This window comes from Mycobacterium sp. NPDC050853 (genome assembly GCF_040653875.1).
Taxonomy (GTDB): domain Bacteria; phylum Actinomycetota; class Actinomycetes; order Mycobacteriales; family Mycobacteriaceae; genus Mycobacterium.
On sequence record NZ_JBFAGW010000001.1, the window covers coordinates 1,473,451 to 1,496,015 of the forward strand.

Annotated in this window: 22 protein-coding genes; 7 read left to right on the forward strand and 15 right to left on the reverse strand. The window is 64.2% G+C overall.

Annotation, left to right across the window (positions count from 1 at the left end):
* Window positions 1–12 precede the first annotated feature (12 nt).
* The gene (locus AB0H22_RS07260) at window positions 13–450 is read left to right on the forward strand and encodes a CD225/dispanin family protein (protein ID WP_180749299.1); all 438 of its coding nucleotides are present in this window, start codon (window positions 13–15) and stop codon (window positions 448–450) included.
* Here AB0H22_RS07260 and AB0H22_RS07265 read toward each other — a convergent pair whose 3' ends face one another.
* A complete protein-coding gene (locus tag AB0H22_RS07265) occupies window positions 451–1,686 on the reverse strand; it encodes a GNAT family N-acetyltransferase (protein WP_358145722.1) in 1,236 nt (411 codons plus the stop codon).
* Between the two features lie 79 nt (window positions 1,687–1,765).
* Between AB0H22_RS07265 and AB0H22_RS07270 the strand changes: the two genes are divergently transcribed.
* Entirely contained in the window at window positions 1,766–2,185 is a 420-nt protein-coding gene (locus AB0H22_RS07270; protein WP_180749301.1) for a CoA-binding protein, read from the forward strand.
* Here the strand turns inward: AB0H22_RS07270 and AB0H22_RS07275 are convergent.
* Window positions 2,182–2,856: a hypothetical protein gene (locus AB0H22_RS07275; RefSeq protein ID WP_358146137.1), complete on the reverse strand. Its 675-nt coding sequence runs from the start codon at window positions 2,854–2,856 to the stop codon at window positions 2,182–2,184. The genes AB0H22_RS07270 and AB0H22_RS07275 overlap by 4 nt on opposite strands.
* A gap of 47 nt (window positions 2,857–2,903) precedes the next feature.
* On the reverse strand, window positions 2,904–3,383 hold the full coding sequence (locus AB0H22_RS07280; RefSeq protein ID WP_358146139.1) for a hypothetical protein: 480 nt from the start codon (window positions 3,381–3,383) through the stop codon (window positions 2,904–2,906).
* A 111-nt stretch (window positions 3,384–3,494) separates the two neighbouring features.
* Here AB0H22_RS07280 and AB0H22_RS07285 point away from each other — a divergent pair, with 111 nt between their 5' ends.
* Window positions 3,495–5,510: a M13 family metallopeptidase gene (locus AB0H22_RS07285; RefSeq protein ID WP_358145724.1), complete on the forward strand. Its 2,016-nt coding sequence runs from the start codon at window positions 3,495–3,497 to the stop codon at window positions 5,508–5,510.
* Window positions 5,511–5,568: 58 nt separating this feature from the next.
* Here AB0H22_RS07285 and AB0H22_RS07290 read toward each other — a convergent pair whose 3' ends face one another.
* From AB0H22_RS07290 to AB0H22_RS07305, 4 genes are all read right to left on the reverse strand, one after another.
* Window positions 5,569–6,573 carry a L,D-transpeptidase family protein gene (locus tag AB0H22_RS07290; RefSeq protein ID WP_358145726.1) on the reverse strand — a complete coding sequence of 335 codons (1,005 nt, stop codon included), beginning with the start codon at window positions 6,571–6,573 and terminating at the stop codon, window positions 5,569–5,571.
* 224 nt (window positions 6,574–6,797) lie between these two features.
* On the reverse strand, window positions 6,798–7,958 hold the full coding sequence (locus tag AB0H22_RS07295; RefSeq protein WP_180749304.1) for an acyl-CoA dehydrogenase family protein: 1,161 nt from the start codon (window positions 7,956–7,958) through the stop codon (window positions 6,798–6,800).
* On the reverse strand, window positions 7,955–9,916 hold the full coding sequence (locus AB0H22_RS07300; RefSeq protein WP_358145728.1) for a biotin carboxylase N-terminal domain-containing protein: 1,962 nt from the start codon (window positions 9,914–9,916) through the stop codon (window positions 7,955–7,957). The genes AB0H22_RS07295 and AB0H22_RS07300 overlap by 4 nt, the downstream gene beginning before the upstream one ends.
* 4 nt (window positions 9,917–9,920) lie before the next feature.
* The gene (locus AB0H22_RS07305; protein WP_180749306.1) at window positions 9,921–11,498 is read right to left on the reverse strand and encodes a carboxyl transferase domain-containing protein; all 1,578 of its coding nucleotides are present in this window, start codon (window positions 11,496–11,498) and stop codon (window positions 9,921–9,923) included.
* Between the two features lie 100 nt (window positions 11,499–11,598).
* Here AB0H22_RS07305 and AB0H22_RS07310 point away from each other — a divergent pair, with 100 nt between their 5' ends.
* Window positions 11,599–12,201: a TetR family transcriptional regulator gene (locus AB0H22_RS07310; RefSeq protein WP_180749307.1), complete on the forward strand. Its 603-nt coding sequence runs from the start codon at window positions 11,599–11,601 to the stop codon at window positions 12,199–12,201.
* A 37-nt stretch (window positions 12,202–12,238) separates the two neighbouring features.
* Here the strand turns inward: AB0H22_RS07310 and AB0H22_RS07315 are convergent, their stop codons facing one another.
* From AB0H22_RS07315 to AB0H22_RS07325, 3 genes are all read right to left on the reverse strand, one after another.
* Complete coding sequence (locus AB0H22_RS07315; RefSeq protein WP_180749308.1) at window positions 12,239–12,541, reverse strand: metal-sensitive transcriptional regulator; 303 nt, start codon at window positions 12,539–12,541, stop codon at window positions 12,239–12,241.
* Window positions 12,542–12,546: 5 nt separating this feature from the next.
* Window positions 12,547–13,170, reverse strand: a complete 624-nt coding sequence (locus AB0H22_RS07320) for a DUF305 domain-containing protein (protein WP_180749309.1) — start codon at window positions 13,168–13,170, stop codon at window positions 12,547–12,549.
* A gap of 74 nt (window positions 13,171–13,244) precedes the next feature.
* Window positions 13,245–14,630, reverse strand: a complete 1,386-nt coding sequence (locus tag AB0H22_RS07325) for a wax ester/triacylglycerol synthase family O-acyltransferase (RefSeq protein ID WP_180749789.1) — start codon at window positions 14,628–14,630, stop codon at window positions 13,245–13,247.
* A 110-nt stretch (window positions 14,631–14,740) separates the two neighbouring features.
* On the opposite strand from AB0H22_RS07325, the gene ilvD reads away from it, so the two are divergent.
* Window positions 14,741–16,444, forward strand: coding sequence for a dihydroxy-acid dehydratase (gene ilvD, locus AB0H22_RS07330; RefSeq protein WP_358145731.1), 1,704 nt, complete (start codon window positions 14,741–14,743; stop codon window positions 16,442–16,444).
* On the opposite strand, the gene AB0H22_RS07335 is transcribed toward ilvD, so the two are convergent.
* Window positions 16,441–17,136: a TetR/AcrR family transcriptional regulator gene (locus AB0H22_RS07335; RefSeq protein ID WP_358145733.1), complete on the reverse strand. Its 696-nt coding sequence runs from the start codon at window positions 17,134–17,136 to the stop codon at window positions 16,441–16,443. The genes ilvD and AB0H22_RS07335 overlap by 4 nt on opposite strands.
* Window positions 17,137–17,341: 205 nt before the next feature.
* Between AB0H22_RS07335 and AB0H22_RS07340 the strand changes: the two genes are divergently transcribed.
* A complete protein-coding gene (locus AB0H22_RS07340; protein WP_358145735.1) occupies window positions 17,342–19,048 on the forward strand; it encodes an aldehyde dehydrogenase family protein in 1,707 nt (568 codons plus the stop codon).
* A gap of 4 nt (window positions 19,049–19,052) precedes the next feature.
* On the opposite strand, the gene AB0H22_RS07345 is transcribed toward AB0H22_RS07340, so the two are convergent.
* Window positions 19,053–19,496: a hypothetical protein gene (locus AB0H22_RS07345; RefSeq protein ID WP_180749313.1), complete on the reverse strand. Its 444-nt coding sequence runs from the start codon at window positions 19,494–19,496 to the stop codon at window positions 19,053–19,055.
* Window positions 19,497–19,598: 102 nt separating this feature from the next.
* Here AB0H22_RS07345 and AB0H22_RS07350 point away from each other — a divergent pair, with 102 nt between their 5' ends.
* On the forward strand, window positions 19,599–20,243 hold the full coding sequence (locus tag AB0H22_RS07350) for an O-methyltransferase (RefSeq protein WP_180749314.1): 645 nt from the start codon (window positions 19,599–19,601) through the stop codon (window positions 20,241–20,243).
* On the opposite strand, the gene AB0H22_RS07355 is transcribed toward AB0H22_RS07350, so the two are convergent.
* The 3 genes from AB0H22_RS07355 to AB0H22_RS07365 form a co-directional block, all read right to left on the reverse strand.
* Window positions 20,240–20,740 (reverse strand): TIGR04338 family metallohydrolase, encoded by a 501-nt coding sequence (locus tag AB0H22_RS07355; protein ID WP_358146142.1) that lies wholly within the window; start codon window positions 20,738–20,740, stop codon window positions 20,240–20,242. The two genes, AB0H22_RS07350 and AB0H22_RS07355, sit on opposite strands and share 4 nt — an antisense overlap.
* Window positions 20,737–21,489, reverse strand: a complete 753-nt coding sequence (locus AB0H22_RS07360; RefSeq protein ID WP_180749315.1) for a DUF2786 domain-containing protein — start codon at window positions 21,487–21,489, stop codon at window positions 20,737–20,739. Before AB0H22_RS07360 ends, AB0H22_RS07355 begins: the two co-directional genes overlap by 4 nt.
* A 192-nt stretch (window positions 21,490–21,681) precedes the next feature.
* Window positions 21,682–22,500 carry a lysophospholipase gene (locus AB0H22_RS07365; RefSeq protein WP_358146144.1) on the reverse strand — a complete coding sequence of 273 codons (819 nt, stop codon included), beginning with the start codon at window positions 22,498–22,500 and terminating at the stop codon, window positions 21,682–21,684.
* Window positions 22,501–22,565: the final 65 nt, after the last annotated feature.

Genomic DNA, 22,565 nt, shown 5'->3' on the forward strand with positions numbered 1-22,565 from the left:
TAACCTCGTGCCATGACCGACGAGACGAAAACCGACGAACCCACCACTCCCACTCCCGCGCCGCCACCTGCACCGACGGTCGCCCCGGGACCACCAAAGCTCCCGCCCTCGAATGTCGGCTGGGCCGTGGCCGCCGTTGTCTTCTTCTGGCCGTTGGCCTTCAGCGCCTTCACGAACGCGCTGAACGTCACCCAGTTCTGGATCACCGGCCAGTACGACCGCGCCCAGGAGTCCTCGGACCGCGCCAAACTACTCGGCAAGATCGCCCTGCTGACCGGCCTGGTACTGCTGTTCCTGTTCATCGCGTTCCGTATCGCGTGCGCCATCTGGTGGCACACCCACGGCGGTGGCGGTGGCTGGGGCCACCATGGCGGACACGGCGGCTGGGAACGTAGTGACGACGGATGGGACGGCCCCGGACAAATGGGCCGCCCCGGCCGTGACAACTAGCTAGAAGTCGTCGGGCGCACTGGGTGCGACGGGCCAGCCGAATGCGATGGCGGCCCGTCGCACTGCGCCTGCCCGCAGTTCGGTGACCAAGCCGGCACTGGCCAGCGCCTGCAGACCCACCCCACCCATGTAGACGGACCCGAGATCACGCACGGTCAGCGCGATATCGGCTTCCTCCGTGGTGGTTTCACAACGGGCATCGGTCAGACCGCCGCGCAGGCGGTAGCGTCCGGAGTTCTCCGGGAGGAACTGGTCGGTCACCTCAAACACCACATCCACCTCGGCGGCGTATCGCCGCTGTGACAGCGCCCGTGGAATATCGAGCAGCCGCACATGAATCGCGTCGCCCACGGCACATTCCAGTGCCGAATGGTTGGCCACCAGGTAGCGCAGCTCCTCGTGCACCGATGCACCGTGATACTTGATCTTGCGTACCAGGTCCATATCCAGCAGGTAGCGCCAGGTTCTGGCGTAGGCGCGGGAGTTGGTGCCGAGTACCTCTTGCACGTGCAGCTCGCTATTGGGTCCCGAGTCGCTCCACTCGGACTTGGGCCGGTAGATGGCGAATCCGCTGACCGTTCCATCGGATTCGTAGTGCAGGACGAAGCGGACCTTGCCCGAGTCCTTCTGCCGCTCCTCATTGTCAAAGGTCCAGGAGGCCCACCACTCCGGAGTTCTGGACATTTGCCCGGGCAGGTCCGCAATAGCGGCATCGTAAACAGCCGGGGCCGAGGCCAGGAAGGTCTCCGCATCCACCTCTTCCAGGGTGCCGTCGCCAAGGTCTACGTCCGGCCGGAATGCCAGCTCGCGCACCTGCCCGGACAAGTCCGCGGCCTCCGTCGCGACTCCGTAGCCAAATCGGCCGTAAATCAACGCTTCCGAGGCGAACAGCATGGCGAGCGCCTCGCCGCGCGACCGGATGTCCTCGAGCTGATGGCGCATCATGGCCGTCAACAGGCCGCGGCGGCGATGCGTCGGCAATACCGTGACCGCGGTGACAGCGGCGACCGGGACGACGGCACCGCCCGGTAGCACCACCTGACGGCTGAAGGCACCCGCCGTCGACACCCACCGTTTTCCGTTGTGGAAACCGATCATCCGGTCCAGCTCGGTGAACTTGCGGTTGACCTCGATCTCGTCCTTCCGTAGCTCCTGCAGGAACACGGAATACGACGAGGTCATGTACGACTCGTAGTCGTCCTCATCTTGGATGGTGCGTAGGGTCAGCTCAGACACATACCCATGTCTACCGTGCCACGCCAAGACCTGTCACCTGAGTTTTCGGTGTGCTGCGCGTTACCAGAAAGGAACCTCGGTGTGGACTGCCCCCGATAACGCGACCATCGCCCAGATTCTGCGTGATACCAAGAGCATTGCGATTGTGGGAGTTTCAGCCAATCCGGACCGGCCGAGCCACGGCGTCTATCGCTATCTGGCCTCGCACAGCTCCTATCGGATCTTCCTGGTGAATCCGACCATCGCCGAGCTCGACGGCGAGACCGTCTACCCCAGTCTTGAGGCACTGCCCGAGACACCCGATCTGGTCGATGTGTTCCGCCGCCGCGAGGAGCTGGCGGGCATCACCCAAGAGGCCATCGACATCGGTGCACGCACACTGTGGTTTCAGCTCGATCTCGTTGACGTCGATGCCGCGAACAAGGCGACCGACGCCGGACTTCAGGTCGTTATGGACCGGTGCACCGAAATCGAATTCGCGCGTATCAGTTCACGCTAGTTTCCGGCGCTAGCCTTCAGCGACTGACCGCCGACCCGGTCGATCGGCGCGATGTTGTCCACGAGCCAGCGGCCATCGCGTTTGGCAAGCGTCATCCGCAGCGCCAGCACCGCTTCCACCGACTGCGTCTTCGCCGCGGTGCTTGTCCGCCGCACCAGCGTGGCTGCCACTCCGGACTCCGGACCGATTGCTTCCAGACCCACTGAGATGACCTCACCCTTCTGCGAGATCCCCTTGGCCTTCAGCTCGGCGGTGGCCCGGTCGAAATCACGCGTGAAGGATTGAGCCTGCTCCTGGGTCATGTGCTCGGTGGCCTTGTGCACGTAGGTGTCCGGGCTGCTGGGGTTGTAGTTCACCACCGCCTCGGCCACCGTGGCAACGACATCGGTGACGGCTGCGCGGTCCGCGTTTCCCGCACGATCGGGCACCGTCCAGTCTCGGTATCCCACCACCGCAACGGCCACCACCGCGGCGGCGGCCAGGGCCGCGATCCCGGTGCGTAACCCAGGACCGTCGTCGTCCGTGCCGAAGGTGACCGAATCACGCCTGGCCAGATAGGCGTTCAGCGCAACCCCCTGGGCGATGAGCAGCCCTGCAGCGGTGCCTATCGCCACCCACCAGGTGGGCCAGCCCAGAATTACACCGAGCATCACGATCGCGAGCAACGCCATCAACGGTGCCAGCACATCAAAGAGAATGACGCGCAAAACATTCCGGCTCACTGGATAACCCTCAGATCCGTCACCAGTAGCTGATCGCCCACCTTGGACACCGCAAGTCGCAGGTACCACGGATTGACCTTCGCGGGCGCGTTGGCGGCTCGTGTCACCGAGGTCGCCACCACCATCACGCGGTCAGTCCGCTCCGCCGACGGCAGGCCGACATCCGCATCGTCATGAGGTCCCGCTCTTTCAATGGCCACGGAGTCGATCTCGCCCACGGCATCGGTGTCGAGGGTCCGGGCCAGCTGCACGAATCCGGCGATGGTCGCCCCCAGCTCATCGCTGAGCCTCCCGGCGGCACCGTCCTGTAATGCCTGCACGCTAGGCCCGACATTGCCCTTGTTCATGTTGATCAACGTGTTTACCCAGCTCACAGCGGTGCCGAGAACACGCGAATCGTAGCGGTCACTGGTCACCTGGCCGCGGTGCCCGGTGCTGACGAGTATCGAAAACACCAGCGCGACAACCGCGATCACTCCGAGAACAGCGGACAGGATGCCGTACCGGGACAAGACTGCTCCGTCTTCCTGCGCCGGGTCGTCTTTGCTCACGGGCCTCACCCTAGCGACCCATGTCACCATGGACGGGTGACCACCGAAACCACCAGCTCCCCCGACGCTCTTCGCGCAAGCGGCTCATCGGCGAAGTCCGGTATCGACCTGAGCCATCGCGACGAATCGATCCGCCCGCAGGATGACCTGTTCGGCCACGTCAACGGGCACTGGCTCGCCGAATACGCCATTCCTGCCGACCGTGCCGTCGATGGCGCGTTCCGGACTCTGTTCGACCGTGCCGAGGAGCAGGTTCGCGGGATCATCACCGAGGCGGCCAACTCCGGTGCACCGGAAGGCACCGAGCCTCAGAAGATCGGCGATCTGTTCGCCAGCTTCATGGACACCGAAGCCGTGGGGGAAATCGGCCTGGCACCGCTCCACGAGGAGCTGGACCGGATCGTCTCGGCCCCGAATGCCACCGCGCTGGCCGCCGTCATGGGTGCGCTGCAGCGGGCCGGGGTCGGCAGCGGCGTGGGCTGCTACGTGGACACCGACGCCAAGAATTCCGCGCGCTACCTACTGCACATCAGCCAGTCCGGCCTCGGACTGCCCGACGAGTCGTACTACCGCGAGGACCAGCACGCGGCGACACGCGATACCTACCGCGCCCATATCGCCGCCATGCTCGCGCTGGTCAACGGCGATGGTGACCACGATGCCGCCGCCGCAACGATTCTCGAACTGGAAACCAAGATCGCGGCAGCACATTGGGATGTGGTCAAGCGGCGGGACGCCGAGCTGAGCTACAACCTGCTGCGCTTCACCGATCTGGAGCACACCGCACCTGGGTTTGATTGGGGTGGCTGGATTTCCGGACTGGGCGCCACCACGGGCCAGGTCAACGAGTTGGTGGTACGGCAGCCCGACTATCTCACCATCTTCGCGGAGCTCTGGGCTTCGGAGCCGTTGAATGACTGGAAGCAGTGGGCCGGCTGGCGGCTGGTTTGTGCCCGCGCGCCGTATCTCACCGAGCCTCTGGTGGCCGAGAATTTCGATTTCTATGGGCGCGCACTGTCGGGTACCGAGCAGATCCGCGACCGCTGGAAGCGCGGTGTCGCGGTGGTCGAGTCACTACTAGGCGAAGCCGTCGGACAGCTTTACGTCGAGCGCCACTTCCCGCCGAATGCGAAGGTGCGCATGGAGGTACTCGTCGATAATTTGCGTGAGGCGTATCGCGCCAGCATCACCGAACTGGAATGGATGACTCCGGAGACCCGCACAAAGGCCCTGCAGAAACTCGACAAGTTCACTCCGAAGATCGGCTACCCGGCCACCTGGCGTGACTACTCGACGATCGCCATCCGCCGCGATGATCTACTGGGGAATGTCCGGCGCGCCACGGCCGCCGAATGCGACCGCGGCCTTGCCAAGCTGGCCGGCCCGGTCGATCGCGACGAGTGGTTCATGACCCCGCAGACGGTGAACGCGTACTACAACCCGGGCATGAACGAAATCGTTTTCCCCGCAGCCATTTTGCAGCCGCCCTTCTTCGACGCCGACGCCGACGATGCCGCTAACTACGGAGGAATCGGCGCCGTCATCGGTCACGAGATCGGCCATGGGTTCGATGATCAGGGCTCCAAATACGACGGTGACGGCAACCTGGTCAACTGGTGGACCGACACCGACCGCGACGAATTCGGGGTGCGTACGACGGCGCTGATCAAACAATACGACGAGTTCGTGCCGCGCGCGCTGTCCGATCAGCATGTCAACGGCGCGTTCACCGTTGGTGAGAACATCGGCGATTTGGGCGGTCTCTCGATCGCTCTGCTCGCCTACGAGATCTCGTTGGGCGGCAAGCCTGCTCCCGTGATCGACAATCTGACGGGTGTGCAACGAGTCTTCTACGGCTGGGCGCAGGTGTGGCGGACAAAGGCCCGTGAGGCCGAGGCTATCCGGCGTCTTTCGGTAGATCCGCACTCGCCGCCGGAATTCCGGTGCAATGGCGTGGTGCGCAATATCGATGCCTTCTACGAGGCCTTCGCGCTCACCACAGAGGACGAGTTGTTCCTGGAAGACGATCAGCGCGTACGCATCTGGAGCTGACACCGCAACAAGAAAGCCCCCGGTCCGTGGCCGGGGGCTTTCTTGTTGTCTTCAGATCTCAGAAACGCTGCCAGTCGTCGTAACCGTCGTAGTCCTTGTACGGACCACCGGGTGAGTTCTTCACGATCACCGGGTCACCGGGGTGGGACTGGTTGAAGTACCAGGTGGCATTGTCGGTGCTCAGATTGATGCAGCCGTGGCTGGTATCGCTCTTACCTTGTGCACCCACCGACCACGGCGCACCGTGGACGAAGATGCCCGAGTTGGAGAGCCGCGTCGCCCAGAACACGTCGAGCTTGTAGCCCTCGGCCGAATTGACCGGCACCCCGTAGGTGGAGGAGTCCATCACCATCTTCTGGAACTTCTCGCTGACGTAGTACGTGCCGTTCTTGGTCTCGTGCTTCTTGTCGTGCTTACCCATCGACATGGGCATGGTGCGCTCCACGACCCCGTTGCGGGTCACGGTCATCGTGTAGGTGGCGTCGTCAACCGTGGACACGAAGGCGTCACCGACCTTAAAGCTCCACTTCGTGCCACCCGCATTCACGTTCACATCGGTGCTCGCGGGCCAGAATTGCGTGGGCTTCCAGCGCAGCTGCTGGTCGGTGTACCAATAGAAGTATCCCGGCACCGGCTTCGACGTGGTGATCTTCACGGCCGCCTCGGCGGCCTTCTTATCCGTCACCGGAGCCGAGAAGACAATCGTCACCGGCTGGGCCACACCGACGACATCACCGTTATTGGGCGAGTTCTTGAGCAACCCCACGGGCAGCGGGGGGACATCCCCCGTGGGAGGCGCCCCAGGCGGCGGTGTGGTCGGCGCCGGAGGCGGCGGAACCTCGCCGGGAGGCGGACCCTCCGGCGGTGGCGGCGGCACTTCCCACGGCGGAGGCGGTGGCGGCGGTAGCTCGAAGGGCGGTGGCGGAGGCCCCGGCTCTTCGATGCCTGGACCACCGGGTTCATCGGGGTCCGCGAGGGCAGGAACCACTCCGGCGCCCAACAGTCCTGCGACACAGATACCGCTGACGAGGGTGCGCCGGAACCAACGAGTTAAGACAAGCATGCTCACTCCTGTAGACACGACACATCCAGTGTGTCATAGCGTTCGTCGCAACCAGGCGACACTGTGTTTCACCCGCTCAAGAAAATGGTCCTTGACCAGGCACTATCGCCGTTGATTAGAAAACGTCACATCGATAACCCCACAGGGGTATCTGTTCGTAGCCGACGACCTGGGGAGTCGCACCGGATCCCCAGGTCACCCATACAGCTAAGTATTACTCAAGGCTACCGGCTCAGCGCCCGGGCGATGATCATCAGCTGGACCTCGCTCGTGCCCTCGCCGATCTCCAGGATTTTGCTGTCGCGGTATTGGCGCGCGACCGGAGACTCGTTCATGAATCCCGCTCCCCCGAAGATCTGGGTGGCATCGCGCGCGTTGTCCATGGCTGCCTCACTGGCGATCAGTTTGGCGATCGACGCTTCGGTCTTGAACGGCTTTCCGGCCAGCAGCAGCGCGGCAGCGTGGTAGTAGGCCAGTCGCGAGGTGTGCGCGCGGGCCTGCATCCTGGCGATCTTGAACGAGACAGACTGGTAGTCGATGATCGCGCTGCCGAAGGCGGGCCGGCTGCGCGCGTACCGCAGGCTTTCGTCGACACACCCCTGTGCGGCGCCGGTTGCCAACGCCGCGATGGCGATCCGGCCCTCATCGAGGATGCGCAGAAATCCCGCGTATCCGCGGCCGCGCTCCCCCAATAGGTTTTCGTGGGGCACGCGTACGTCGTCGAAGCTCAGCGGATGCGTGTCCGAGGCATGCCATCCGACCTTGTCGTAGCTCGGCTCGACTGTGAATCCCGTTGTGCCGGAGGGTACGTGAATTACGGAGATCTCCGGCGATCCGTCCGGGGAGCGTCCGGTCACTGCCGCGACGCCAACCACCGCGGTGATATCCGTCCCTGAGTTGGTGATGAATGCCTTGGAGCCGTTGATAATCCAGCTGCCGTCGTCTTCGACGGCCCTCGTGCGAATCGATCCCGGGATGTCGGTACCACCACCGGGCTCGGTCAAACCGAAGGCGGCCAAAGAGTTTCCGGAGGCCAGCTCGGGCAGCCAGTGTTCTTTCTGCTGTTCACTCCCAAATCGATAGATCGGCATGGCGCCAAGCGAGACCGCGGCCTCAAGGGTGATGGCCACACTCTGATCCACCCGGGCCAGTTCCTCCAGCGTCAGACAGAGGGCGAAGTAGTCGCCGCCCATACCGCCGTACTCCTCGGGGAACGGCAGACCGAACAGCCCCATTTCGCCCATTTGTGCCACCACCGCATACGGGAACGTCTTGGTCGCATCGTGATGTGCTGCGACCGGCGCCACCACCGAATTGGCAAATTCCTCAACGGTTTTACGCAGCGAGTCGTACTCGTCAGGTAGCTCTGCGGTGCTGAACGTCATGGTCTCCCCTCCTGGGGGTCGATAGCCGGGTGGATGGTGGCGAGGAGTTGGTCGACGGCCACTTGGTCGCCGACGGCCACCGAAACGGTCACGGTTCCGGCGAGCGGTGCGCGCAAGGTGTGTTCCATCTTCATGGCCTCGACCACCACCACCGGAGCGTCGCGCTCTATGACGGTTCCCGTGCTCACCGACACGACACGCACGACTCCCGGCATGGAGCTACGGATTTCACCGTCCTCGTCCTCACCGTCGTGATGCCGTAGACGGGGTTCAGGTGCGATATCCGCGTGCCAGGTGCCCTCATCGGTCGCGATCCACGCCGCTGTCTCTGTGCGTGTGGCATCCGCGCGATACAGCTGGCCGGCGAACTCGATGCTCACCTGTCCTGCCGTGCTGTGCACCTTGCTCTGAACCCGCTCGCCGTCGCCGACGCTGACCCCGGCCACCGGATCGCCCCAGAGCCGGATCAGCTCGATCGACTCTCCGATGCGCAGCCGATACGAACGTGCTGCATGTTCGCCAATCCGCCACCCAGATTTGGCATTCCAAAGACCGTCTGAAGCGGACGCACCGTCCAACAGCGCCGCGGCGGCCACCCACACCCACGGTGGCGCGACGGGCGGGTGGTACTCGGCCGCGATCTTGTCAAGCAGGGCGGTGTCGATATCTCCGTCTATCACAACAGGATTCGTCAACAAGGCGCGCAGGAAGGCAATATTGGTGCCCACGCCAAGTATCCGGGTGTCGGCCAGCGCCTGGTTGGCATCGGCCAGCGCAGACGCGCGGTCGGCAGCGTGCACAATGACCTTGGCCAGCATCGGATCGAATCGAGAGCCCACAACAGATCCGGTAGCCAATGCCGTATCGGTACGAGCACTGCTCGAAAAACGGCCAAGCGCAACGCTCCCACCGGTCGGCAGGAACTCACGAGCGGGGTCCTCGGCGTACACCCGCGCCTCGACCGCGTGGCCGGTCAAGCTGATCTGATTTTGCGCGAGCGGCAGGCACTCACCGGCCGCCACACCAATCTGCCACTGCACCAAGTCGATTCCCGTCACCATCTCGGTGACGGGATGTTCGACCTGGAGCCGGGTGTTCATCTCCATGAAGTAGAAGGACTCTGGATCATCCGAGTCAACAATGAATTCAACGGTACCGGCACCGAAATAGCCGACGCTACGGGCAATCTGACAGGCCGCCTCGCCCATCGCGGCCCGCATTGCGGGCGTCAGCAGCGGCGACGGCGCTTCCTCGATCACCTTCTGGTGTCGGCGCTGCAGACTGCATTCGCGTTCGCCCAGGTGCACCATATTGCCGTGGGTGTCACCGAACACCTGAACCTCGATATGCCTGGGTCGAGCGAGATAGCGCTCGACAAGCAAGGTGTCGTCACCGAATATCGCGGTAGCCTCGCGCCGGGAGGCGACCAATGCGTCGGGCAGCTCGCCCAGGGCGTGCACCACCCGCATGCCCTTGCCGCCGCCACCTGCGGACGGCTTGATGATCAGCGGGGTGCCGATCGTCTCCGCCGTGGCGATCAGTTCGGCATCCGATTGCGCGCCGACACTGCCGGGCACCACCGGGACACCGGCGGCGGCCACTGTGTCCTTGGCTCGGATCTTGTCACCCATCGCATCCATCGCCTCTGCGGGCGGCCCGACGAAGATGATCCCCGCCGACTGGCATGCCCGCACGAAATCTGCGTTCTCCGAGACAAACCCGTATCCCGGATGGATGGCCTCGGCCCCCGCCTGCTTGGCGGCACTGATGATCGAATCGATATCGAGATAGCTCGAGGAATCGGCGCCGAGGCGCACCGCGGTATCGCAGGCAGCGAGGTGATCGGTGTCCCCGTCCGTATAGACCGCGATGGAGCGAATTCCCATGGCATGCAGGGTTGACGCGATGCGGACCGCGATCTCGCCGCGGTTCGCGATTAGGACACTGCGCACTGTCATCACGTCACATCCTGAAGATGCCGTAGGAAACCGGTTCAAGGGGTGCATTGGCGCAGACTCCTAGCGCCAGCCCCAGCACCGTGCGGGTGTCGGCGGGATCGATAATCCCGTCATCCCAGAGGCGCGCGGTGGAGTAGTACGGATTACCTTGGCGTTCATACTGTTCGCGGATGGGCGCCTTGAAGGCTTCCTGTTCGGCCTCGGTGAGCTCTTGTCCTGAGCCCGCACGCTGATCGGCGCGCACAGTGGCGAGGACCGAGGCGGCCTGCTCCCCACCCATCACCGAGATACGTGCGTTCGGCCACATCCACAGGAACCGTGGCGCATAGGCCCGACCGCACATCGAGTAGTTGCCGGCTCCGTAGGAGCCGCCAATCACCACAGTCAGCTTCGGCACCCGCGCGCACGCAACGGCGGTGACCATCTTTGCCCCGTGTTTGGCGATACCGGCGGCCTCGTAATCACGGCCCACCATGAAGCCGGAGATATTCTGCAGGAACACCAGCGGTATCCGTCGCTGATCACAGATCTCGATGAAATGTGCTGCCTTCATGGCACTTTCGGCGAAAAGCACACCATTGTTCGCGATGATGCCGACAGGGTGCCCGTGCAACCTCGCAATACCGGTCACCACGGATTTTCCGTACTCCGCCTTGAACTCGGTGAACGTGCCGCCGTCCACCAATCGGACGATCACCTCGTGAACGTCGTACGGGATACGCGGATCGGTGGGCACCACGTCATACAGCGTGCGCGGATCACGTTCCGGGGCAATCGTTTCGACAACCGGCCACGGCGACTCTGCCTTGGGCGCCAAGGTGGAGATAATCCGGCGCACAGTCTGTAGAGCGTCGTTATCGTCGGTGGCCAGGTGATCGGTCACACCCGAGGTACGGGAATGCAGGTCGCCACCGCCGAGCTCCTCGGCCGTCACCACCTCACCCGTCGCAGCCTTCACCAACGGCGGACCACCGAGGAAGATCGTGCCTTGCTTGCGCACAATGACGGCCTCGTCGCTCATCGCCGGCACGTACGCACCGCCCGCGGTGCAACTACCCAGCACCGCGGCGATCTGAGGAATTCCCTTGGCGCTCATGGTGGCCTGGTTGTAGAAGATCCGGCCGAAGTGCTCGCGGTCCGGGAACACCTCGTCCTGCATCGGCAGGAACGCACCACCTGAGTCCACCAGGTAGATACAGGGCAGCCGGTTCTGCAGCGCGACTTCCTGGGCGCGTAGATGCTTCTTCACCGTCATCGGGTAGTAGGTGCCGCCCTTGACGGTCGCGTCATTGGCGGCGATTACACACTCGCGTCCCGAGACCCGACCGATACCGGCAATGATGCTGGCGCCGGGAGCCTCGTCCTCGTACATGCCATTGGCCGCAAGCGCCGATAACTCCAGAAACGGGCTGCCCGGATCGAGCAGGGCGCCAACGCGATCGCGTGGCAGGAGCTTGCCCCGGTCCACATGCCGCTGCCGGGACTGTTCGTTACCGCCGAGCGCCGCGCGTGCGAGCCGCTCACGCAACTCCGTGACCAAACGGGCATGCTCGGCCCTGTTCTGCTCACCTACGAGAGTCATACTCAGCTCCGAAGTTTAAATTTCAGTTAATCAGGATTAACTTGGTCTAAGGTAATCTCCGTTAACTGATTTGTCTAGATCGAGCCACTGAGAAGGTTTGATGACCAACCTGGTACCCGAGTCGGAAACCCCGAACAAACGCGAACGCGCCAAGGCTGATCGGCGAGATCAACTGCTGGCAGCCGCGGCCCGCTTGGTGGCCATGCGGGGATATGCGCGGGTGCGCCTGGAGGATCTCGGCTCCGCAGTCGGGATCAGCGGTCCGGCGATCTACCGACACTTCCCCAACAAAGAGGCTCTGCTGGTGGATCTGCTGGCCGATGTCAGCCGCCGGCTCCTCGAGGGGGGAACCAACGAAGCTGAGACCGCCGAGACCGCACACGAGAGCCTGTCCCGGCTCATTGACTTCCATCTCGACTTCGCACTCAACGAGAGCGATCTGATCCGGGTACAGGACCGCGACCTCGACTCGCTACCGGAGAACGCACGTCGTCAGGTACGTCAATACCAGCGCCGCTACGTGGAGGTCTGGGTCCAGGTGCTCTGCCGGACCGATCACGACCTCGATGAATCGGATGCGCGGATCAAGGCACATGCCGCCTTCGGTCTGATGAACTCAACGCCCTACAGCGCCGGTCGATCGGCACCTGCGCAGACGCGAGCAGTGTTACGGCAGATGGTGGTTGCCGCGCTCAACTCCTAAGCGCGAGCGGAGGGATGGGCTCGCGCCCCACCCTGATCTAGCTGCGCACCAACCGGGCGATCGCCGCGGAGGCCTCGGCCAGCTTCTCCTCGGCATCGGCGCCGCCGGAGGCAACGGCGTTGGAGACACAATGACCGAGATGCTCGTCGAGCAGCCCCAGCGCAACCGACCGCAGCGCACTCTGTGCGGCGCTGATCTGGGTCAGCACGTCGATGCAGTACTTGTCATCGTCGATCATCTTTGCGATACCGCGCACCTGTCCCTCGATACGCAAGAGACGCTTGGCGTAGTCATCCTTTTTCAGCGAGTAACCGTGTCCGGTCGAAGTCTTGGTGGTCATGTCCATTATCCCTTGAGGAGGCCTTGCATCGTATCGATCTCGGGCTGCTGATTATCGATGATCTGTTGCGCCAGCTGCTTTGCTGCAGGGTACTGGCCCCCGGAGAGTTCCGCATTCGACATGGCGACCGCGCCCTGGTGATGGGCGATCATCGACTGCAGCCACAGCTGGTCGAAGGCCTCACCGTTGAGGGTCTTCATCCGGTCCAAAACTGGCGTGTCCACCATGCCAGGCATATGCCCCGCCGGGTCGTGCCCCTCGGGCATTACGGGCTTGCCCCAGTTCTTGAGCCATTCGGTGAAGGTGTCGATCTCGGGCTGTTGCGCCGTCTCGATGTTCTTCGCGAGCTCCAGGATCGCGGGGTTGGCGGTCCGCCCCTCCGTGAACGCGGCCAACTCGACGGCCTGCTGGTGATGCATGATCATCTGCTGGGCGAAGGTCACGTCGGCATCGTTGTGGTCCGAGGCCGGAGCCGATGCGGTGTTGGTGTCCAGGGTTGTGGACATCCCGGAATGGCCCGAGTGCTCGGATTTCGTTTCGTCGCCCTTTTTATCCGAGCTACACGCTGACAGAACCAGCGCCGCAGCGGCGACGCCGGCGATGATGGCCGTCCGAGTTCGGTTTCGCATGCGACCATCGTAACCCAGATACCCCCGTAGGGTACAAGGTTCAGATCTTGCATACCCCTTGAGGGTACTAGCCCTCAGATGACGGACTCTTCCAGCTGCGTCAGCGCTTCCTCGAGATGAGTGAGGATGCGCTGCAGATGCGGCACACTCGTGCGGCATCCGGTCAACCCGAAATGCATCGAAGAGCCGCTGCTGGTGCAGGTGATATTCAACGCCACTCCGTCGATCGGGATGGATGCCGGGTAACACCCGTCCATCTCGAACCCGTTCCAGAACATATCGGTGCGCGGGCCGGGGACATTGGAAATGATCACGTTGAACGCAGGTGTGGTCCGGTCCACCAAACCCGGGACGGCACTGCTCAGTGCGGGGGCGCCGTTGAGGGCGCCGACCAGCATCCGCTGCATGGGCGTCATTTCCGAGAGCACCGACTTGGCGGCCTGCACCGAGTCCCGGATCGCACTGAACCGCTCCAGCGGATCGGGCTTGTCGGTCGCCAGATTGGCCAGCAGCGCGGTGATCGAGTTCCCCGAGTTCTGGTCACCCTCCGCCCGGATCGACACCGGGCACATGGCGATCAGCGGCTTATCGGGTAGCGCGTTCTGCTCCTCCAAGTAGGTACGCAGCGCACCCGCACACATGGCCAGCACCACATCGTTGACCGTGCCGCCCAGCGCCTTACCGACCTCCTTGATCCGCGTCATCGACCAGGTTTGCGCCGCGAATCGTCGCGCTCCCCCGATCGAGACGTTCAGCATCGTGTGCGGTGCCGACAGCGGCCTGACCAGCTGGGGGTCGGACAGCGCGTGCCGTCCGTACTTGAGCAGGCCGGGTGGAATCGAGACGACCTGTTTCATCGCACCGGCCGCTCCTCTGACGAGATCCAGCGCCGAGGTATTGGTGGTGCTAACGATGCTGCTCTTGGCGCGCCGTTTCGCCGGGGCCCACACGGCCTGGCAGTCGCGCGCGTCGGGATCATCGGTCAGCGAGCGCATCATCATCCGCAAGGCACCGACGCCATCGATCACCGCATGGTGCATCTTGGTGTAGACGGCCAAGCGTCCGTCCGAAAGCCCTTCCACCACATGCATTTCCCACAAGGGCCGGTGCCTGTCGAGCGGGGAGCTGTGCCAGCGGGAGGTGACCGTCAGCAGTTCGCGCACGCGGGCCGGGCTTGGCAGCGCCTCGCGGCGCACGTGGTACTCCCAGTCGATCTCATCGTCGATGATCCAGGTGAGGTTGCCCATGATCGCCAGCGGTTGGCCGGGCCGTTTGCGGAAATCCGATGACACCTCGGTGGTGGACATCAGCTGTTCGTAGAACACCTCGGCGTAATCGGGGCCGACATCGGGGGGCGGTTTGAACAGCTGCAGACTGCCGACGTGGAATGGGTGCTCCCGCGTTTCCCCGATGAGGAACATCGAGTCACTGACCGGCATTAATGGCATACCCGCCATCATTGCTGTCGACACGCCGTTTTGCGGCGGTTTCGTAACGCACGTTTCCGCCAGGAGGCGGCGTGTCGGCGGCCGAGAAATCGCGCTTGCACCGGCGAGGGATACTTAACCCCATGTCAGCCCCGCAGCAGCCCGATATCAAGCCCAGAAGCCGTGACGTCACCGACGGCCTGGAGAAGACCGCCGCCCGTGGGATGCTGCGCGCGGTAGGCATGGGAGACGACGACTGGGCCAAGCCGCAGATCGGCGTCGGCTCGTCGTGGAACGAGATCACCCCCTGCAACATGTCGCTGCAGCGGCTCGCGAAGTCGGTCAAAGAGGGTGTACACGAGGCCGGGGGCTATCCGCTGGAGTTCGGCACAATCTCGGTGTCCGACGGCATCTCGATGGGCCATGAGGGTATGCACTTTTCACTGGTGTCCCGTGAGGTGATCGCCGACAGCGTCGAGACCGTGATGCAGGCAGAGCGACTGGACGGGTCCGTGCTGCTGGCCGGATGCGATAAGTCGATCCCCGGAATGCTCATGGCCGCAGCACGTTTGGACCTGGCCTCGGTGTTCTTCTACAACGGTTCGATCATGCCGGGTAAGGCCAAGCTCACCGACGGCACCGAAAAGGAAGTCACCATCATCGACGCCTTCGAGGCTGTCGGCGCCTGCGCCCGCGGTCTGATGTCGCGCGCGGACGTCGACATCATCGAACGCGCCATCTGTCCGGGTGAGGGCGCCTGCGGCGGTATGTACACCGCCAACACCATGGCCAGTGCGGCCGAGGCTCTGGGAATGTCATTGCCGGGCAGCGCATCTCCGGTCGCAATCGACAAGCGCCGTGAAGAGTACGCTCGCCGCAGCGGCCACGCTGTCGTGGAGATGCTGCGGCGAGGCATCACTGCGCGCGACATCCTCACCAAGGAGGCCTTCGAGAACGCCATCGCCGTGGTGATGGCGTTCGGCGGTTCCACCAACGCGGTGTTGCATTTGTTGGCCATCGCCAAGGAAGCAGAGGTCGAGCTGACCCTCGACGATTTCACCCGCGTCGGCAAGAAGGTGCCGCACCTGGCCGATGTGAAACCCTTTGGCCGCCACGTGATGAAGGATGTCGACGAGATCGGTGGCGTCCCGGTGGTCATGAAGGCACTGCTGGATGCCGGCCTGCTGCACGGTGATTGCCTCACGGTCACGGGTCAGACCATGGCCGAGAATCTCGCGCACATCGCGCCACCGGACCCGGATGGCAAGGTGCTGCGCGCGATGAACAACCCGATCCACCCGACGGGCGGCATCACCATCCTGCACGGCTCGCTGGCACCGGAGGGCGCCGTGGTCAAGTCGGCGGGCTTCGATTCCGATGTGTTCGAGGGCACCGCACGGGTTTTCGAGCGGGAACGGGCAGCGCTCGATGCGCTGGAGGACGGCACCATTACCCATGGCGACGTCGTCGTCATCCGCTATGAGGGCCCCAAGGGCGGCCCCGGTATGCGCGAGATGCTGGCCATCACCGGCGCCATCAAGGGCGCCGGGCTAGGCAAGGACGTGCTGCTGATGACCGACGGACGCTTCTCCGGCGGCACCACCGGTCTGTGCGTCGGACATATCGCACCAGAGGCCGTGGACGGCGGACCCATCGCATTCGTCAAGGACGGCGACCGGATCCGGCTCGACGTTGCCAACGGAAATCTCGACCTACTCGTCAACGAGGCCGAACTTGCCAAGCGCCGTGAGGGATTCGAGCCGCTCCCGCCGCGGTACAAGACCGGGGTGCTGGCCAAGTACGTCAAGCTGGTGCAGTCGGCCGCCGTCGGCGCGGTCTGCGGCTAGGCCGGAGCGATTCGCCCCGGATCGCGGTATTGCTCCACGGTCCGAGCGATTTCCTCGGGCTCCGACAGGGGTTCCTCTCTGGCGAGGTACACGCCACCGGACCGCAGGGTGTCATCGATCAGCAGCCAGATCCAGCGGACCAGATCGTCGATCAAGCGTTCCTGTGAGGTGCCGCCCGGGTTGTCCAGCCAATGCCCCGCGGCGGTCTCGACCATCCCGACGATGCTCATCGCCGAAAGTTCCGTATCGGCCTCGACCCCGAATGCGCCCACGTATACCCCGAAGACCTGACCCAGCTGCGTGCCGATCGAGAACTTGATATCGGTGATGGCGTCGTGGGCGTCGGAATCTTCGGCCAGCGAGCAGCGAGCCAGATAGCGGTACAGGTTGCGGTGCCCAACGAGGAAGCGCACGTGCGCGCCGACACCGGCCTCAATGATCTGCCCCATCGAGCCGTGCGGCTGCCAGACCGGTGCGAGCTCGGCAATCATCATCTCGCTGGCGCGCTGCGCGATCGCGCGTTGGAGGTCCGCGGCACAGGTGAAATGCCGGTACAGCTTGGTCCGGGTGACTCCGACATACACCGCGATCTGCTCGGTAGACGTCTGCGGGCCGTGTTCCGCGATGGCGGCGAGAGCGGCGTCGACGAACTCGACGCGGCGGCGCTCACGCTGGCCGCTCCATCTGCTCACTACCCCGTCCCGCACCTCTGGCTGCACGGATCTCACCCTAGCCAATCAAGTGGTACATCGCGTACCATTTGCGCACTGGTACGCCACGTACCTGTGCGCAGTACGCTCGATCCTGACGAACCGGGAGGAAGCCCAGGCCCCACCCCGTACCGTCAAACGACCATGACGCACTCCTCGAATTCGACAAGAGCGTGAGCAGACAAATATGACCGACGTGCAGATCGAATCCCCGGTAGACCAGGCATTGCAAGACTTGGTCGATGGCGAAAAGGCTTGGGCCGAAACCTCTCTGGAAAAACGGTTGCGACTACTGGCAGATGCCCGCCAGCGCGTGATCGACAACGCCGAGCAGTGGGTGCAGGCCGCGGCGTTCCAGATCAAGAAGCTCGACCCGGACTCCCCACTAGTCGGCGAGGAATGGATCTCGGGCCCGTACGCCGTCGCGGGGGCCATCGCCGCCCTCATCGCAAGCCTCGAGAATCTGCAGGCCGGTCAGAGCCCGTTGCGTGACGCCAAGTTCGGGGTCACCCCCGGTGGACGCACCACGGTTTCGGTATTGCCGCTCAATATCTTCGACAGCCTGCTGCTGTCCGGATTCAGCGCCGAGCTGTGGTTGCAGCCCGGCGTGGACCAGGCCGAGGCGCTGCGTACCGCGGGCCTGGCACAACACGATCCCAGCCAAACCCACGGGGTGGGCGCGGTGCTCGGCGCGGGCAACATCACCTCGATCGCACCGCTGGACACCCTTTACGAGCTGTTCGCCAACAATCGCGTGGTGGCGCTGAAGCTGAATCCCATCACCGACCCGCTGCTACCGGTGTTCACCGCCGTACTTCAGCCCTTCATCGAGATCGGCGCGGTGCGGATCCTCACCGGCGGCGCCGACGTCGGCACGTACCTGGTGCATCACCAGCTGGTGGATCACGTCCACATGACCGGCAGCTCGGTCACCCACGACGCCATTGTGTTCGGCACCGGCGATGAGGGCGCGCAGCGCAAGGCCGCCAATCAACCGGTCCTGGACAAGGCGATCACCAGCGAGCTCGGCGGCGTTTCGCCAACAATCGTGGTGCCCGGCGAATGGAGCTCCTCCGATATCGAGTTCCAGGCCCGCCACGTCGCCACCCAGCGGTTGCACAACAACGGGTACAACTGCATCGCCTCGCAGGTCGTGGTGCTCTCCAGGGCGTGGCCGCAGCGCGAGGAATTCCTTGCCGCGCTGCGCAAGGCCGTCGACGAGGCACCGCCCCGTCCCGCCTACTACCCCGGTTCGGATGACCGAGTGGCAGGTGCACAACAGTCCTATCCCAGTGCCGAACGGCTCGGGCAGAACGGTGCGCGGGTCTTGGTCGTCGATCCCGAGGATCGGACTGCACTGCTGCGCACCGAGTATTTCGGGCCGGTGCTCGGTGTCATCGAACTGAGCTCCGACGGGTCGGAGTACCTGCTGGAGGCCGCACGTGTTGCCAACGAGGAATTCGTCGGAACCCTCGGGGTGAACATCCTCGCGCACCCCGACACCATTGAGCAGCTCGGATCGAATTTCGACACCCTGGTCGAGGACCTGCGGTACGGCACCGTCGCCATCAACGCCTGGACTGGCGTGGGTTACCTGACCCCCTCCGCCACCTGGGGCGCATTCCCCGGCCATGCCCTGAACGATGTGCAGAGCGGAATCGGCGTGGTGCACAACGGCTTCCTGGTCGAGAAGCCGGAACGCACCGTGGTTCGCGGACCGTTCCGGCCGTTCCCGCGGTCGGTGCTGCACGGTGAATGGGCACTGTCCCCGAAGCCGCCGTGGTTCGTGAGCAATGCCACCGCGGCGAGCACCGGCCAACTGCTGGTCGACTTCGCCGGTAAGCCCAGCCTGCTGAAAGTCCCGCGGATCTTCATCTCCGCGCTGCGGGGCTGAGGATTTACGACGGCCACCTGATGGTGGTCGTCGGGGTGAATATCCGCGTGGGACTAATTCGCGGGAAATTGAAGGGTGTGGGGGTTGGTGTGCGCGGGCGTGGCGGCAGGTAGGTGAAGATGTCGATGAAGTACATGATTCCGCCGACGAGCAGTGACAATCCGATGGCCAGCAGGATCAGATCCCACGGATCAAATGTGGCGGAGCCAGTGGAATCGGCGAGGTACCGGTACGCGATTCGCGTGAAGAGCACAAGTGCCGTCGCTCCACAGATAACGAAGAAGATCGACAGGCAAGTGTTGAGAAAGGCCATGTGCTGGGAGCCGGCAGAGTAGGCCACCGCGTTTCCCCAGCGGCTGGCCATTAACGCGCCTAGGCCGAGTACTGCGGGGACACTGACCCCCACGATGACTTTTCCCAAGATGTCGCGATAGTCGACAAGTGCCATTACCGGCTCCTTTTTGGCCGCAACGAGAACGGGCTACGTGTTAATACCACGACGTTCGCGTGCATAACTCAAAATTCAGGAATCGGGCGTACCCTCGCGGAAGTGACTCTCTCCCAATCAGTGTGGACCGATACCGACGACTACCTGGAGCGCACCGTCGCTACCGACGCCGCCGAGCTGAATCACATTCGGCAGGCACAGGAGGAGGGCGGCCTGCCGGATATCGCGGTATCGGCCGCGCAGGGCAAATTCCTGTACCTGCTGGCGACGATCGCCAAGGCCCGCCGCGTGCTGGAGATCGGGACGCTCGGCGGCTACAGCACCGCATGGCTCGCCAAGGCGGTCGGGTCCGAGGGTGCAGTGGTGACCCTCGAGTTCGATCCCAAGCATGCCGCCGTCGCTCAGTCCAGCCTGGAGCGCGCCGCGCTCGCCGAACGTGTGGAGATCTTGGTGGGCCCGGCGCTCGATTCACTTCCCTCGGTCGAGGGACCCTTCGATCTGGTGTTCATCGACGCCGACAAGTCCAACAATCCCAGCTACCTCGATTGGGCGCTGCGACTAACAGAGCCCGGGGCAGTGATTGTGGTGGACAACGTGATTCGCTGGATATCCGAGGAGGGTCCGAACGCCGAGGGCACTCGCCAGGCACTGGAGCGGCTGGGTTCTGATCCACGTCTGGATGCCACCGCGCTGCAGACAGTCGGCGTTAAGGGCTGGGACGGGCTGGCCATCGCTGTCGTGCGCTAGCGCACTCCCTCGCGGGCGTAGACGGTGCGCAGGATGAACTCCACCTCCGGCCCCATCGCCAGCCCCGCCAGCTCGGGATAGAGGGCGACGAACTCGTGCCCGTGCGCCGGAACGTCCTGCGGGCACAGGTGATGCGCCAACTCGTGCAGGATCACCAGTTCACGCATGGCCCAGACACTTCCGTTGCGATCGTCGGGAACGGCGATGGCCGCCCGGTCTCCGTCGCGTTCGTAGTGGGCAGCGGCGGCCCCGCGGCGGGCACGCACCGTGATCGGTCCAGCGGACCATCTGCTCCCAACGAGAGCCAGCACATCGTCGACATACCGCTGGACCGACTCGACCGACGCGAACCGGGCCTCGGGCGGAAGCGTCAGGTTGGCCCCGAAGAAGTCGATATCGCGCCGACTGTGGCTCGCGGCCCGCTCGAAGATGGCGCGGACAAACTCCTCGGCGGCGTACACCTTGGCGCGCTGGGTGTCGCGCGGACGGTCGCTCAGGTCTGCTCCAATGCGCCACGGGCACCAGCCAATTCGGAGCTGGCACCGAGCCGTGCCCGCCGGCCCGCACGGTCACCCGCCCGTCGAGCATGCGAGGAATACCCTGCAGAAGCATTCACCGCGCGCCACCGCCCGCGCGCCACGGAGGTGTCCTTGTAGAAGTCGCGCAACTCGATGTCCTTGTCACGCAACACCAGTTCGGTTCCCGTACCACGCCTCTCGGTTTTGACAGCCTCGGCGCGCGCCTCCTGCCGCGCATCGGTCAGCCGCTGTCCCACCCGCGTCCCGAAGGCCAGCTGGAAGTTGAGGCGGGCCGTGATGGTCGGGGTCGGGCGGTGCGCCCCGGAGCTGATGTAGGCGTCGGAGGCCCTGACCATCTGAACGACCAGGCTGGCGTAGAGGGCGTGGACGGCATCGATGTCCTCGGCGAAGCCGTAGGCGTACACGTAGGTCGAGTTGGACGCTACATCGCACGTGACGTCGTTGGCGCCGGCGATCAATGCGAACAGGTTGACGTAGGTCCGCAGGCCACGGGTGCCCGCCTCGCCAATGGTGATGGTGCGCTGAATGGGCCGCGCCTGGGCGTCTCGTTTCGCCGAGTGCGCACGAGCGACCGCCAAGTCGATCGAGGTCGCGGTGGCTAGTCGCTGCGCCGCCGCCATGAAGGCCTCGGCCTCGTGGGCGTTGTCGGTGCCCTCGGCCTGACGGAGCAGAGCGGCGATCCGCGAGAGCTGCTTGTCCTCTGTCACGAAGGCCAGGTTAGGCGAGCGCAGGGACATGCCGCGGCACCCCCGCATCCCCCACATTTCTGACAACCTTGGTTGTCAAGTCGTTCCGGTTGTGTTTCGATGGCCACAACCGGCCACCGACACGCCGTCTTATGGCGAACATATGCAATACGAAACCGCCACGACGCGGCGTGTCGGCGTCAGAGGGCGGGGTCAGAGACGGGCGTCGATCCAGCCCACCACTTCGTCGAGCACCAGTTCCTTTTCGAACTCGTTGAAAATCTCGTGGTACAGGCCCTTCCAGATCTTCAACGTCGCATCGGGTGCCGATTCGGCGAGCCACAAGCTGCCTTCGGGCGCCGTCAGGCGGTCGTCCCCGCCGTGCATCGTCAGCACCGGACGCTTCAGTCCCGCGGCGCGCTGCCGCATCGTCTTCCCCACGCCCAGCAGCGCTCGGCCGATACCCGCGGGCACCCGGCCGTGATGCACCAACGGGTCGGCGTTGTACGCGGCGATGACCGCCGGGTCATGGGAGATCCCGTTGGCGTCGAGCTGCTGGACCGGCAGCCCGGGCATCAGGCGCCCCACCACCGGGGCCACCAACGTCAGCACATACGGCAACCCCACCTGCGCGGCGATCGCCGGCCCGGAGAGCACCATCAGGTCGTAGCGGTCCTGGTGGTCCACGCCGTATGCGAAGACGATCCCACCGCCCATGCTGTGTCCCAGCACGATTCGCTTCAGATCCGGGTACTCACGTGCCGCGATGTCCACCAGGGTGCCGAAGTCGTCGGTGTACTCCGAGATATCCCTCAGGTATACGCGCTTGCCACCGGAACGGCCGTGGCCTCGGTGATCCAAGGCGTACACCAGGTATCCGGCCTCATTGAACCGCTGCGCGACGTGGTCGTACCGGCGCGCGTGTTCGCCGAATCCGTGGGAGAGCACGACCACCGCTCGCGGTGACACCGTCGGCGTCCAGGTGTCGTAGACGATTCGCACGTTATCGGCGCCGTCGAAGACGCGCTGCACCCGAGATCCGCTCACCCCGGAAACTCTACGGAACCTCGGAGCAGGCGAGTACCGACCATCAATCT

Excerpts from the sequence above, each read along its gene's own strand:
- AB0H22_RS07320 (WP_180749309.1), bottom strand. The coding sequence starts at position 13,170 with ATGCGAAACCGAACTCGGACGGCCATCATCGCCGGCGTCGCCGCTGCG.
- AB0H22_RS07340 (WP_358145735.1), top strand. The coding sequence starts at position 17,342 with ATGACCGACGTGCAGATCGAATCCCCGGTAGACCAGGCATTGCAAGAC.
- AB0H22_RS07260 (WP_180749299.1), top strand. The coding sequence starts at position 13 with ATGACCGACGAGACGAAAACCGACGAACCCACCACTCCCACTCCCGCG.
- AB0H22_RS07300 (WP_358145728.1), bottom strand. The coding sequence starts at position 9,916 with ATGACAGTGCGCAGTGTCCTAATCGCGAACCGCGGCGAGATCGCGGTC.
- AB0H22_RS07345 (WP_180749313.1), bottom strand. The coding sequence starts at position 19,496 with ATGGCACTTGTCGACTATCGCGACATCTTGGGAAAAGTCATCGTGGGG.
- AB0H22_RS07290 (WP_358145726.1), bottom strand. The coding sequence starts at position 6,573 with ATGCTTGTCTTAACTCGTTGGTTCCGGCGCACCCTCGTCAGCGGTATC.
- AB0H22_RS07275 (WP_358146137.1), bottom strand. The coding sequence starts at position 2,856 with ATGGCGTTGCTCGCGATCGTGATGCTCGGTGTAATTCTGGGCTGGCCC.
- AB0H22_RS07295 (WP_180749304.1), bottom strand. The coding sequence starts at position 7,958 with ATGACGTTCAGCACCGCAGAGCTACCTGACGAGTACGACTCGCTGCGT.
- ilvD (WP_358145731.1), top strand. The coding sequence starts at position 14,741 with ATGTCAGCCCCGCAGCAGCCCGATATCAAGCCCAGAAGCCGTGACGTC.
- AB0H22_RS07310 (WP_180749307.1), top strand. The coding sequence starts at position 11,599 with ATGACCAACCTGGTACCCGAGTCGGAAACCCCGAACAAACGCGAACGC.
- AB0H22_RS07325 (WP_180749789.1), bottom strand. The coding sequence starts at position 14,630 with ATGATGGCGGGTATGCCATTAATGCCGGTCAGTGACTCGATGTTCCTC.
- AB0H22_RS07305 (WP_180749306.1), bottom strand. The coding sequence starts at position 11,498 with ATGACTCTCGTAGGTGAGCAGAACAGGGCCGAGCATGCCCGTTTGGTC.
- AB0H22_RS07315 (WP_180749308.1), bottom strand. The coding sequence starts at position 12,541 with ATGACCACCAAGACTTCGACCGGACACGGTTACTCGCTGAAAAAGGAT.